Source organism: Psychrobacter sp. (assembly GCF_035469765.1).
Lineage (GTDB): Bacteria > Pseudomonadota > Gammaproteobacteria > Pseudomonadales > Moraxellaceae > Psychrobacter.
The window spans coordinates 1-12,921 of sequence record NZ_DATIRM010000131.1 but is presented as its reverse complement, the minus strand read 5'-3'; the positions used below and the strand labels follow the sequence as shown (position 1 = coordinate 12,921).

General features: G+C 42.9%; 11 protein-coding genes. 6 read left to right on the top strand and 5 right to left on the bottom strand.

From position 1 onward, the window contains the following. Nucleotides 1–521 precede the first annotated feature (521 nt). On the bottom strand, nt 522–1,229 hold the full coding sequence (locus VLN09_RS03790) for a DNA glycosylase (RefSeq protein WP_325243862.1): 708 nt from the start codon (nt 1,227–1,229) through the stop codon (nt 522–524). 278 nt (nt 1,230–1,507) lie between these two features. Between VLN09_RS03790 and upp the strand changes: the two genes are divergently transcribed. Both upp and VLN09_RS03780 read left to right on the top strand, forming a co-directional pair. Then, nucleotides 1,508–2,155, top strand: a complete 648-nt coding sequence (upp, locus tag VLN09_RS03785; protein ID WP_325243861.1) for a uracil phosphoribosyltransferase — start codon at nt 1,508–1,510, stop codon at nt 2,153–2,155. A gap of 80 nt (nt 2,156–2,235) precedes the next feature. Next, entirely contained in the window at nt 2,236–2,988 is a 753-nt protein-coding gene (locus VLN09_RS03780; protein WP_325243860.1) for an SDR family NAD(P)-dependent oxidoreductase, read from the top strand. Between the two features lie 24 nt (nt 2,989–3,012). On the opposite strand, the gene VLN09_RS03775 is transcribed toward VLN09_RS03780, so the two are convergent. Next, a complete protein-coding gene (locus VLN09_RS03775; RefSeq protein WP_325243859.1) occupies nt 3,013–3,669 on the bottom strand; it encodes a hypothetical protein in 657 nt (218 codons plus the stop codon). 234 nt (nt 3,670–3,903) lie between these two features. On the opposite strand from VLN09_RS03775, the gene VLN09_RS03770 reads away from it, so the two are divergent. Then, complete coding sequence (locus tag VLN09_RS03770; RefSeq protein ID WP_325243858.1) at nt 3,904–4,860, top strand: alpha/beta hydrolase; 957 nt, start codon at nt 3,904–3,906, stop codon at nt 4,858–4,860. A 75-nt stretch (nt 4,861–4,935) separates the two neighbouring features. On the opposite strand, the gene VLN09_RS03765 is transcribed toward VLN09_RS03770, so the two are convergent. Both VLN09_RS03765 and tyrS read right to left on the bottom strand, forming a co-directional pair. Further along, nucleotides 4,936–5,163, bottom strand: coding sequence for a DUF1653 domain-containing protein (locus VLN09_RS03765; RefSeq protein WP_325243857.1), 228 nt, complete (start codon nt 5,161–5,163; stop codon nt 4,936–4,938). 124 nt (nt 5,164–5,287) lie between these two features. Continuing rightward, nucleotides 5,288–6,499: a tyrosine--tRNA ligase gene (tyrS, locus tag VLN09_RS03760; RefSeq protein ID WP_325243856.1), complete on the bottom strand. Its 1,212-nt coding sequence runs from the start codon at nt 6,497–6,499 to the stop codon at nt 5,288–5,290. Between the two features lie 118 nt (nt 6,500–6,617). Here tyrS and VLN09_RS03755 point away from each other — a divergent pair, with 118 nt between their 5' ends. The 3 genes from VLN09_RS03755 (at nt 6,618) to VLN09_RS03745 (ending at nt 10,499) form a co-directional block, all read left to right on the top strand. Next, a complete protein-coding gene (locus tag VLN09_RS03755; RefSeq protein ID WP_325243855.1) occupies nt 6,618–8,003 on the top strand; it encodes an anhydro-N-acetylmuramic acid kinase in 1,386 nt (461 codons plus the stop codon). 96 nt (nt 8,004–8,099) lie between these two features. Then, on the top strand, nt 8,100–9,515 hold the full coding sequence (gene fabF / locus VLN09_RS03750; protein ID WP_325243854.1) for a beta-ketoacyl-ACP synthase II: 1,416 nt from the start codon (nt 8,100–8,102) through the stop codon (nt 9,513–9,515). A gap of 126 nt (nt 9,516–9,641) precedes the next feature. Continuing rightward, nucleotides 9,642–10,499: a hypothetical protein gene (locus tag VLN09_RS03745; RefSeq protein ID WP_325243853.1), complete on the top strand. Its 858-nt coding sequence runs from the start codon at nt 9,642–9,644 to the stop codon at nt 10,497–10,499. Nucleotides 10,500–10,575: 76 nt separating this feature from the next. Here VLN09_RS03745 and VLN09_RS03740 read toward each other — a convergent pair whose 3' ends face one another. After that, nucleotides 10,576–12,393 (bottom strand): aminopeptidase P family protein, encoded by a 1,818-nt coding sequence (locus tag VLN09_RS03740; RefSeq protein ID WP_325243852.1) that lies wholly within the window; start codon nt 12,391–12,393, stop codon nt 10,576–10,578. Between the last annotated feature and the right edge of the window lie 528 nt (nt 12,394–12,921).

Sequence of the window (12,921 nt, the reverse complement as noted above, 5' to 3'; positions counted from 1 at the left end):
TCCAGTAAGAGTATTCTTACTAAATTATCCAAACCAATTTGGTTTATCCTATTTAGCGAGCTGACCATCATATCATGTTTTAATAGTCTGTCAACTTCTTTTCTTAATTTGTTTCGTTAAGCTAACTGGATAGTTAATGTGTAATCACACCCTAACTGCTTCCGGTTCGTCTTAATGAGGTGCGTATTATAGACGCTTAAATTATTTAGTCAAGAGATAAATTATTTTATTTTGATTTAAACTAAAAGTAATTTATTTGCTTGGTTAGATTGTCTAAGTGGTAATCCACTCTCAATCCGCCTTCCTCTCCGACTGGATGGCAGTATACGCGCTTTAGGGAGAGGGTCAAGGGGGTTTATCTGCTATTTCGAGGATTATATGACCTTATAATTAATACTATATACTTATCAACCAGTTAGGGTTAGAAATATTTTTATCTTACTGTGGCAAGCACTCTATCAATCCATATCGCGCCTTTATTCTATATAGCTCCCTTTCTATACAGCTTATATACAACCATTTTATAGCTTCCCTATCTTTTTAAAGAAATCTTTATAGGCAGCGACTTTTTTATCTAAGGCTAAAGGGTATGCACGTGAAGTTGAAGGCAGTCTATATAAGGTTAGATTATTAACATCAGCTTTTTTATTATCTCCATCCTGCCATTCATAAGGGTAATCCATACTTTGATTGGTTTTAGGATACTTGGACTTAGCTGGTGGCTCAGCTAATAAGTTGAGTAATACTTCGGTTGCCTTACCTCCCGTGGTAAATAACGTTTTAACCTTTAGCACTTGTGGCAAAATATTATCTAGGTCAACTGGCGTGACGACGGTTAAATTTTTGTCTGAGGCATTGCCCGTTTCACGAATGGCTTGCTTGACGGTCGGACAAGAAGCAATACCTCGCTCGAACATAAAGTCGCGAATACGCTCAGGATCGAATCGTTTTTCATCGCCTATTCTAAAATAATCAATATCGTCAAAAAAAACACTGCCATAGATACGCCACATATCATTATAGAAATTCGGATAATGAAAACGCATTGCCCATTTATCAGCGGTCGGTGGAAAGGTCCCCATCATCATCACAGTAGCATCAGGCGGTAAAACAGGACCGAACGGATGGGTTTCTATATTGTTGCTATCGTGCTCTGATTTCTGTGTGCACACAAAGTCGTTAGCAGCTTTTGCTCGTTGAGTGGGATTATTCGGTGAGGTTTTGGTCATAAGATTCTTCATCAGAAAAGCGGTTTTTTTGGTATCATAGCAAGCTTAAACACTACTTCATTTGTCATAGCGCCATATAGTCAAATATAGTCGGCTTAAATAAGAGTTGGCTCGAATAAAAGCAGTCAATTCATGTGACTCGCTTTATGACTAAAACATTAAGCTTACTATTTATAGGCTAAATATAGGGTTGAAGTGCGGTAAGTGTTTGTATCTTTTATACCAATAGCAACCGCAGTAACTGCGCAAGCGTCAGACCAAAAACCAAGAGAGTACTTATGAGCGACTTAAAAATCACTGTCATCGATCACCCGTTAGTCCGTCATAAACTCAGCCTCATGCGCGAAAAAGACTGTAGTACTTATAAGTTTCGCACCTTAACCAAAGAGCTTGCACGCTTAATGGCGTATGAAGCGAGCCGTGATTTTGAAATCGAAACCTTTCCAATGCAAGGCTGGTGTGGTGAAATCATCGGTGAGCAAATTATCGGTAAGACGGCAACGATTGTACCGATTTTACGTGCCGGTATTGGTATGTTGGACGGCGTGCTCGATTTGATTCCTACGGCAAAAATCTCGGTCGTAGGTCTACAACGTGATGAAGAAACCTTACAACCTGTGCCGTTTTTTGAAAAATTCGTCAGCCACATGGACAAACGCCCTGCTCTGATCATTGACCCAATGTTAGCGACAGGCGGCTCTATGGTAGCAACCATTGAGATGCTAAAGAAAAACGGCTGTACGAATATTAAAGCACTAGTGCTGGTTGCCGCACCTGAAGGTGTACGCGTAGTCAATGAAGCGCATCCTGATGTGACTATTTATACCGCCGCTCTAGACAGTCATTTAGATGAGCACGGTTATATTATTCCAGGTCTGGGCGATGCTGGTGATAAAATCTTTGGTAAGCAATTATTTAATAAATAAGCCAAAGCAATTAAACCAAGACAAACCGTCTTTATAAACACCATGACATATGTACAAAACATCAATGATAAGGATATAAGATGAACGTATTGATTACAGGAGCAAGCGCTGGTTTCGGTAAAGCGCTAGCCGAGCGTTTGGTTGCCAACGGTCATCGCGTGATTGGTTGTGCCAGACGCCTCGATAAGCTTAATGCTTTGGCAGACACTTTGGGCGAGGCATTTTTACCTGTGGTCATGGATGTCAGTGATACCACTTCTATTCCACAAATTATTGCTAATTTGCCTAATCATTTTAAGCAAATCGATGTCTTGGTGAATAATGCTGGGCTTGCACTCGGTACAGAGCCTGCGCACAGTGCTAGTCTTGATGATTGGATGCGTATGACCGACACCAATATTAAAGGTTTGATGGCGCTGACTCACGCGGTCTTGCCAGCGATGGTCGCACGAAATAGCGGCTATATCATTAATGTTGGTTCGATTGCTGGCAGTTGGCCTTACTTTGGCGGTAACGTTTATGGTGCGACCAAAGCCTTTGTAAAACAGTTTAGCTTAAACCTACGAGCTGACTTAATAGGTACGCAAGTGCGCGTGACCAATCTTGAACCAGGTAATGTTGCGGGCACTGAATTTTCAAACGTGCGCTATCATGGTGATGATGATAAAGCCGCTCAGGTTTATGACGGCTTTAAAACCATGACCGGCGATGATATTGGTGATATCTTATTATGGCTGATTGAGTCACCTGCTCATATTAATGTCAATCGCTTGGAAGTGATGCCGGTTGCACAAACTTATAACGGTCTGACGATTGCTAGGCAAGATTCCTAAACCTTTATCTGATCGTTTTGCTCATTAACGTATCTCATAAGACCGAAGCAATATAGTCTCATCTATATTGCTTCTTTTTTTGGTACTGATATCCTCTTCATTGACCAAGCGCAAATCTTGAAAGTCTAAAATCAATACCTCATTGCGCAAGCGCTCACTCGTACGTTTATTGTGCCGTATCGGAAATCCTAATACTTGCTTACCCTTCACCACTATCTGATTGATAATGATGATTACGTTATTCATCACAACTTCCTCATTCATCTTTTGCGCATTAATCACGGCAGTGGCTGGATTAACGGTTGTGGTCAAAATTTTTGTCTGGCGCACGCTTTTCGGCAAATCTCCTGCAAACAATAAGACTTGCTCTAACGGTAAATACTGCGCGTGTCGCATTAATTCCTGACGAAATAATGCTGGCATATCACTATTGAAACTGTCTTCGGTTTGCTGAGAGAACGCCGTAAAATTACGATGTAAATAACGTCCAAATACGCTGGTATTAATCCAGTCTTGATAAGTATCATTTGCTGATAATTGCTTATTAAAAGCGTCGGCATCTGGCGTAATATCTGCTGTCAGCATTGCCATCAATAGCGCCTGCGGATTGGTAGATATTTGCTGCTGCCAAAGTTGTGGATATAGGCTGCTATCAAGCAATGTTAACGTCAGCTTGCCCATAGACTGATATCCTTATATTTTATCGACTTGCCAGTAAATCTAATGGTTACAGCGCATCATAGTAGCTAGTCTTACTGCTACGCTGCTTTTACCGCTAAGCAAATTTTATGCTATGTTCAATTACCTACTTTAATATAGCAGTCTTTTAGAAATGAGATAAAGACTTTTGCTACGATACATTTTGGCTAAATCGACTTTGTAAAACCGCTTAATGAAAACAAGGTACATCGCCTTATGAAGAAAAACTTAATTAACTTGCCTGCTAAGTACCAATTGAAAACGATAAGCATCGTTTTGACTGACGGCACCTTGCTACCAGTGTCTGTCATAGGCAACGGCAAACCTATAGTATTACTGCATGCTTATGGCATGGATGCGCGTGAGTTTTTGCCATTTATTTTACCCTTGGTTGGCAAATATGCCTTTTACTTGCCGCACTTACGAGGATTTGGCGCCGCAAAAGATATCGACCTAACCCAGTTTGATTTTGTGCGCCAGTATGCCGATGATATCAGCGTCGTCATTGAGCAAGTTTGCTTGGCGCGTAATATAGAATCGTTGCCAGTTGCCGCTATTTCGATGGGTGCTCAAGTGATGTGGGCATACTTTGAGCGTTATGGCAGCGCAAAAGTAAGCCGCTATTTGAATATCGATCAAAGTCCTGCTATTCATAATCAGCCTGATTGGCAAGGTGGATTGTTTGGTGTGCGGCAGCAAGAAGTGTTCAACATCTTTCATGAGGTAATTGAGAGAACTTTACCTTACGCTGAAATAAAAAGCTTTACCCACCTACCTTTTTCTCTTAAACGTCGAGCAACAGATGTTGAACGACTGTTTTCTCTCTTATCCGTCAATCGCACGCGCTCGAAAGCGTTTATACAAGTGATGACTTATAAAAACGATCCCAAACTTGCGCTTTACGACCACAGTATTTGGCATCATAAAATGCGATGCTTACAAGCCTATTTGACATTACCCTATGACTTTCGCGGCGCGATAGAGCGTGTCACTATTCCAGTGGTCAACCTCATTGGTGGTCGCTCCAAACTTTACGATGCTAAGTGGCAGCAACAAGTCACCCAAATGCTACCCAATGCTCGCGAAGTTGTGTTGCCGCGCTCAGGTCATGCGGTACCAATGGATGAGCCGATTGGGTTTTATAAAGTATTGAAGCAGTTTTTGGCTGATTAATTTTAAATATAAATAAAAAAGCGACTCCAAAAGTCGCTTTTTATTTGAGCAATAAATTTTAAGCATTTTGAATCATCAATCAGCTAATGCTTTGGTCAGCTCAAATCGTGGCACTTGCTTACCCTCAACTTCAACCGTTTCAGAAAACATAGATAACGGTCGTACCCATACGCCATACTCACCATATAGACAACGGTAAACGACTAGCATTTCTTCCGTTTCGGAGTGCCGCGCGGTATGCAAGACTTGGTAAAGGCTACCTTTATAATGGCGGTAGATACCTTGAGGGATGGTTTGGTTCATAAAACACTCTACTTTTTAAAAAATAATAGTCGTTCATAAGTCATGACTGATACAAATAAATAAGGTCGACCATAAATGCCGACCTTATCTTTAGTTATCTTCTGCTTGATTGACTCTAGCTGATTTAAGCTACCGTTACTTGAGCATAAGCCTTTTTGCCTGCTTGGATAACGACTGTCTGACCAGCAGTTAAACTAAAGCCTGCATCGACCACTTCCCCATCTACTTTTACCGCGCCACGTTTGATCATGTCTTTAGCCGTTGAGCTGTTTTTAGCCAGTCCAGCTTGGTTCAGTACTTGAGTAATAAATAACGCTTCAGCACCTTCTAAATCTAAGGTCACTTCTGGTAAATCGACTGGCAACTCACCATCGGCAAGTACGTTACCCGCTGATTTGTGTGCATTGGCAGCAGCGTCAGCATCATGGAAACGCTCGATTAGTTCTTCAGCAAGGATACGTTTGATTTCTTGTGGATTGCGACCATTTTCCATCTCGCTCATCAAGCCTTCCACTTCTTCCATTGGCTTAAAGCTTAAAAATTCAAAGTAGCGTCGGATTAAGGTGTCTGGCATAGACAATAGTTTTTGGTACATAGTGCCCGGTGCATCATAAATACCAACATAGTTATTCAGCGATTTAGACATTTTATTAACGCCGTCTAAACCTTCCAAAATCGGTACCGTGATACAAACTTGTGGCTCTTGACCGTAACGACCTTGCAAGGTGCGTCCCATCAAAATATTAAAGGTTTGGTCAGTACCACCAAGCTCGACATCGGCTTTTAATGCGACAGAATCATAGCCTTGCACCAATGGGTATAAAAACTCATGGATAGCAATTGGCGTTTGCGCCGCATAGCGTTTTGAGAAATCATCGCGCTCAAGCATACGCGAGACAGTCAATTGGCTAGAAAGCTGAATCATGTCGCCCGCTGACATATCTTTAAACCATTCAGAGTTAAATACAATACGGGTTTTTTCTTTATCCAAAATCTTAAAGACTTGTTCCGCATAGGTCAGAGCATTAATTTTGATTTGCTCATCAGTCAATGGTGGACGTGTGCTGTTCTTACCAGAAGGATCACCAATCTTGGCGGTATAATCGCCGATTAGAAAATAAATCTCATGACCCAAATCTTGAAAATGCTTCAGCTTATTAATCAGTACCGTATGACCTAAATGTAGATCAGGCGCAGTAGGATCAAAACCTGCTTTGATACGCAGCGGGCGATTGAGTTTCAGCTTCTTAACCAAATCCTCTTCAGATAGGATTTCTTGCGTGCCGCGCTGGATAAGGGCAAGTTGCTCTTCTAGGGTATAAGTTTTCTCAGTCATGATGCTCTCTTTATTGTCTTTATTAAAGGTTAAAACGTTTGGGCTATTTAGAATCTCGTCGCCATCAAAAAATGTTAGAATTTGGCAGATATACTAGCGTTTTTTAAGGTAAATTGCCATGACCAACCCCGCATCGATTGCTGATAGTCAGAATAATACTGACACAAGTTTAAATTTAGATAACAGTTTAAATAATATGGACGACTTAAATTATGCCACCTTAACCGATGCACTCGAGCAAACGGTGTTTGAAAATTTCGATGATGGTTTATATATTGGGATGATGTCGGGCACCAGCTTAGATGGAATGGATGCGGTGCTTTGTCAATTTAGCACTGATAGTGCCAATACTAGTGGTGCGAGTATTAATGAAGATGGCAAACAACAACCAATGCACTTGTTAGCGACTGTTAGCCAAGATTTTCCGCCCCGACTGCGTGAAGTACTATTGGCATTATGTCAGCCTAATGGCGTCCAAGAATTAATACCAACAGAGGGTGAACCCAATAGTGAATTAGACTGGTTCGGTTGGGCAAGTAAAGCATACGCTGAATTTGCCAGCGAGGTGGTCAGTACCTTATTGCAGCAATCAAATACTGATAGTGAATCAGTGCTAGCGATTGGCTGTCATGGGCAAACGGTGCGCCATCGTCCACAAATGGGTTTTAGCTTACAACTAGTTGATGCCAATATCATCGCTGAGCGTACTGGCATTAGCGTCGTCAGTGATTTTCGCCGCCGTGATATGTCTGTTGGTGGTCAAGGTGCGCCTTTGGTTCCTGCCTTTCATCAAGACTTATTTACTGCGCCTGATAGCACGCGGGTTTTATTAAACTTGGGCGGTATTGCTAATATAGCCGTTTTACCAGCAGGTGCTCATAGCAATTTAGAAAGTGTAGACAATCAGCATATAAACAGTGTCGTTGGTTATGATACGGGTCCTGCCAATTTGCTATTAGATGCGTGGACGGTATTGCATACTGACAAGGATTATGATGCTGGCGGTGCGTGGGCGCAATCAGGACAAGTGGTTGAGCCGCTACTCAATCAGCTTTTGGAACATTCTTTTTTTAATAAAATCTATCCTAAAAGTACGGGGCGTGAAGACTTTAACCTAGCATGGCTGCAAGATGAGCTACAAAAATTCGATCAGGCTTCTGCTGATGTTCGTTATTCGTCAGCCGATGTACAAGCGACGCTCACTGAGCTAACTGCCATCAGTGCCAGTGCGCAAATCAATCTATTTATCAATGCTAGTAGCAATAATGCCGTTTATGTCTGCGGCGGCGGTGCATTGAATGATTATTTAATGACTCGCTTACAAGTACATCTACCACGCTGCAAAGTAGAAACCACTGCAAGTTTAGGGCTTGAGCCAACTTGGGTGGAAGCCGTTGCCTTTGCTTGGTTAGCAAGGCAGACACTCATGGGTAAAACCGGTAACTTGCCCGCTGTGACAGGCGCAAGTAAAGGCGTAGTATTAGGTCAAGTGTGTTTTGCCTGATCGGTCAAATTTTAGTTTACATGCGTACACCTATGTGTTTTATAATGGCTTTAGAAATACTCTCCTCTTAGGATCTGTCAGTATAGGATATAGCGCATGAGCCAGCACAGCAGTTTACCCAACGACTCACTTATCGACCAAGCTACGGATAGTACTATTAATAGCCCTATTGCCAATACTCCTACCACCGCTCAGACAAAAAAACGTCATAAGCCGCCACATTTCGAGCGCACTGATGAGCTGCGCGTTGTCGTGACAGGTATGGGCGCGGTCACGCCATTGGGACTAGATGTCGAAAGTTCATGGGCAGAACTTCTTAAAGGTAAAAGTGGCATCACCTCTATTAATCATTTTGATGCTTCTGGCTATCGGGCAAAAATTGCTGGCGTGGTCAAAGACTTCGATCCAAAGCAATACATGAATGCCAAAGACGCGCGCCGCTATGATGAGTTTATGCATTATGCGGTTGCGGCCTCCTCGATGGCGCTACATCAAGCAGGTTTTATTGACGAAGTGAGCGCCGCTGATGCTCCGGTACAAGGTGTTGATCAAGAGCGCTTTGGGGTGATTATAGGCTCAGGTATCGGTGGTATTCAACACATCGAAAACAGCCGTGATACTTTACGTGAAAAAGGTGCCAGTAAAGTCTCTCCCTTTATTATTCCAGGCTCTATCGTTAATATGGCAGCGGGGCTGGTAGCGATTAAACATAATTTAAAAGGTCCAAACCTTGCAACTTCCACTGCCTGTACCACAGCGACTCATGCAATTGGTCTAGCAGCGCGTTTGATTGCTTATGGCGACGCCGATGTGATACTGGCAGGTGGTAGTGAAAAAGGCTCAAGCCCGCTTGGTATCTCAGGTTTTGGTGCCATGCATGCTCTATCAACCCGCAATGATGAGCCAACTCGCGCGTCACGCCCGTTTGATAAAGACCGCGATGGTTTTGTGCTTGGTGATGGCGCCGGTGTCATGATACTAGAAAGCCTTGCTCACGCAAAAGCGCGCGGTGCGACGATCCTCGCTGAATTGGTTGGCTTTGGGATGAGTGACGATGCCAGTCACATTACTGCGCCGCCAGAAGATGGTAGCGGTGCAGCACGAGCGATGCGTAATGCTTTAAATGATGCCGGTATTGAGCCGTCAGTCGTAGGCTATGTCAATGCCCATGGTACTAGCACGCCTGCTGGTGATATCGCTGAGTCTATCGCCATTGAAACCGTATTTGCGCCTGTGAAAGATACTATCTTGGTCAGCTCAACCAAATCGATGACCGGTCACTTACTTGGCGCTGCGGGCGGGGTTGAAGCCATCTTTACGGTGCTTGCTCTGCAACATCAGCAAGTACCGCCAACGATTAATTTGGACAATGTTGAGGACAACTGTAATCTGGATTATGTTGCCAATCAAGCGCGTCAAGTAGATAATTTGCAGTATGCGGTGTCCAATAGCTTTGGCTTTGGCGGCACCAATGGCTCATTGATATTTGCCCGCTGGCCTGTCAATCATTAAGACGTCAAGCTTATGATTGAAACCTTGTAACCTTGGTGTCAGATTTACTACGTTTGTCTACTTGCAGCCCCTTATCATCCTTGCGTATGATAAGGGGTAATCTTTGCAACATTTATGGACGATACCATGTCAAGCTACTCATTTTCTCATCAGTTTTATCAGCGCTGGACGTGTGCGCCAGAGCCTATCCGTGCCTCAATCATCCAAGAACTCACCGATATCACCACCTTGCTTAAAGCCGAAACGCCTTTTGAAACTTTTGTTTTTAGCACCCATGACTTAGACGCCCACCTTGATGACCTCTATGAGAATCATGAAGCTGAGCAAGCTATCGCCAAGGCTATCGCTGATAAACAAGCTGCAGAACAGGTTATTGCTGAACAACAGCGTTTAGAAGAAGAACAAAAAATAAAAGCGGCAGAAGCGGCTAAGTTAAAAGAAGCCGCCCTTAAAGAAGAAAATAGGCTACAAGAAGTGGCAAAAAAACGCGAAGTAGATAAGAATGCTCAAAAAGAAGAAGAACAAGAGATACCATTAACTGCCACCAAAAACCATTTAGAGGCGGCTATAAAACCCGAGACTGCTACTACTGATAAGATAAACGCTGACGCTGGTGTGCAAGCCATTATCAAGGATGAATCTGATACTCAAAAACATACTATTAGCAGTAAGACTATCAGCAAGTATGCCAATACGATTGATGACGATAGCATTAAAAATGACAGCACCATTAAAAACGATAGCAGTATCAACGCCATCAATAATAAGGCCATTACTGCGATTAGCTTAGCTGTGAAGGATGCCAAACTAAGCGTTACTCACAAAGAGCTGATTCGTGAACTTGAGATGCAGATTGACGATTATCTGAGCGACCAGATGATGCTAATGTCTGAAAACCTAAAATCTTGGCTACGTGCTGAGATGACTCAACATTTAAGTGAGCAAAATAAACCGCTCACTAAAGATGATACGCAAAAAGATTAAAGAGACCTGTCAAAATAGCAAAAGCCCCGTCAATGATTAACGGGGCTTTTTTATGCTTGCTCAAAAGTGAGCAGTTTTATATCGCTTGCGTACGCTCGGTCAGCCATTCAAGCGCTGCGCCATCGACACGGTCTTTTAGCTCAGCATAGACTTGACGATGATAGTCATTCAGCCAATCGATCTCTATTTGACTTAACAATGACGACTCAATCAAACGCGTATCAATTGGGCAATAAGTGACGGTTTCAAAATTAAGAAAATCACCAAATTCCGTTTCTACCGGCTGAGCAATACGTTTATTAACCATCAAGTTTTCGATACGGATACCCCACTTACCTTCGCGGTATAGACCTGGCTCATTACTAGATATCATACCTTCTTTCATCGCGCGCTCTTTTGGCGTACTGGCACTATAAGCGATGACTTGTGGACCTTCATGAACATTTAGGAAGTAGCCAACGCCATGACCGGTACCGTGACCATAATCCATCTGAGCTTGCCATAATGGCGCACGGCAGATCGCATCGATTAATGGTGAGGCGATACCATCAGGGAAATGCGCTTTTGCTAAGGCAATATGCGCTTTAAGCACTGTGGTAAAGTCGCGTTTATGTTCCGCGTTTACTTGACCAATACCGACCACACGGGTGATGTCTGTGGTGCCATTCTGGTATTGAGCACCTGAGTCAATCAGTAATAAGCCGCCTTCGCCTTCATTGACATTAAGGTAGCTAAATTTCTCAGGCGTTGCGCGGTAATGTGGCAGCGCACCGTTTTCATTAAAGCCTGCGATAGTCGGAAAGCTTGGCGACACATAATGTGGCTGCTGGCTACGTACTTCAATCAACATACTATCAACATCCAGCTCACTTAAACGCTCGCCTACTTTTAGACGCTGCTCAAAGGTGGCAAAAAACTCACATAATGCTGCGCCATCTTGACGCATCGCTTCACGTACATGGTCAATATCAGAATCAGACTTCACTGATTTTAGTAAAGTACTTGGTGCCATTTTCTCAATAAAGCCCACGCCGTCGCCCATGTTGGATAAGATGCCAACAGCAACTTTGCTTGGGTCTAGCAATAATAAATCATCAGCTACCAGAGTACCTAATGCGTCTTGTATTGCCTCGTAATCAGCAAGTGTGATACCACTATCTTTTAGATATTGCGTTATCTCGCTACTGACTTTATCATTATCAATAAACAATGTCGCTTTATCAGCATCGATAAGCATATGCGCCAAAAATACCGGATTGTAATCGACATCAGCGCCGCGTAGATTGGTCAACCAAGCAATATCATCTAAGCTCGAAAGTAAATGATGCGTCGCCCCTGCCTCCATCATACCAGCGCGCACAGCGGCAAGCTTTTCACTAGCAGACTGGGCAATAAACTGCGCATCATGTTGGTATAGCTTGGCTTCTGGCAATGCTGGGCGATTGCTCCATATGTCCGTCAACACATCACGTTCAGTAATGAGAGTAATATTATTAGCGTCAAAGGCATCAAGCAATCGATCTTGTTCAGTGATAGACAATACATTGCCATCGACCGCCACGCTATCACCTTCCACCAAATGCGCAGCCAGCCAGTCAATATGGTTTGGCTGACCCGGTGATAGCTTCTCCAAACTAATACCAGTCCCTTCTAATTGTTCTACTGCATGTACCCAATAGCGGCTGTCCGTCCACAGACCTGCAAAATCAGCGGTAACGACTAACTGACCGACCGAACCGGAAAATCCTGATAGCCAAAACCTAGCCTGCCAATATTCTGGTAGATACTCAGACAGATGTGGGTCAGCAGAAGGGACAATAATTGCGGTAAGGTCTTGTGCCGCTAGGGTCTGACGTAAGCTCTCAATACGATCATGAATGGCTTGTTTATTCATTAGGTGATTCCTTATGAGTGTTTTAAAAATCAGTTTTAAAAATAATAGTATTCGGCGACTATCAATAGCCGTCTTATTTGAAAATTGATATGGTCATTAACATAAATGGAGAAGCACTCAAGACGAAGCAAAGAACTGTTTGACAACGTCGTTTAACAGAGCCTTTTGATATAGCCATGAGACAACGTTGATTGAACATAAGAAGAAAAAATAACATCTTTAGATGTTTGGGCGTACAGCAAGCTTTCAATAGTGTTAGGCAAATATTTCAGCAAATAAAACAATAAAACGTGCTACCAAGAATGATAACACGTCTTATTGTAGATTATTGACTTGGTCGACTCATCCAATCAACCACTTACTATTTAGCTGGCTTGATCCGCTTGCTCGCTCTGCTTGAGCATATTATTAATGGGTTTTGACAATAGCAAAAAGATCACTGCTGTCACCACCAAAAAGATGGTCATCGTTGTAAATAAACCGGGTAAACCTTCAATCTTATCAGCGGTTACGTGACCACCAAAGAAG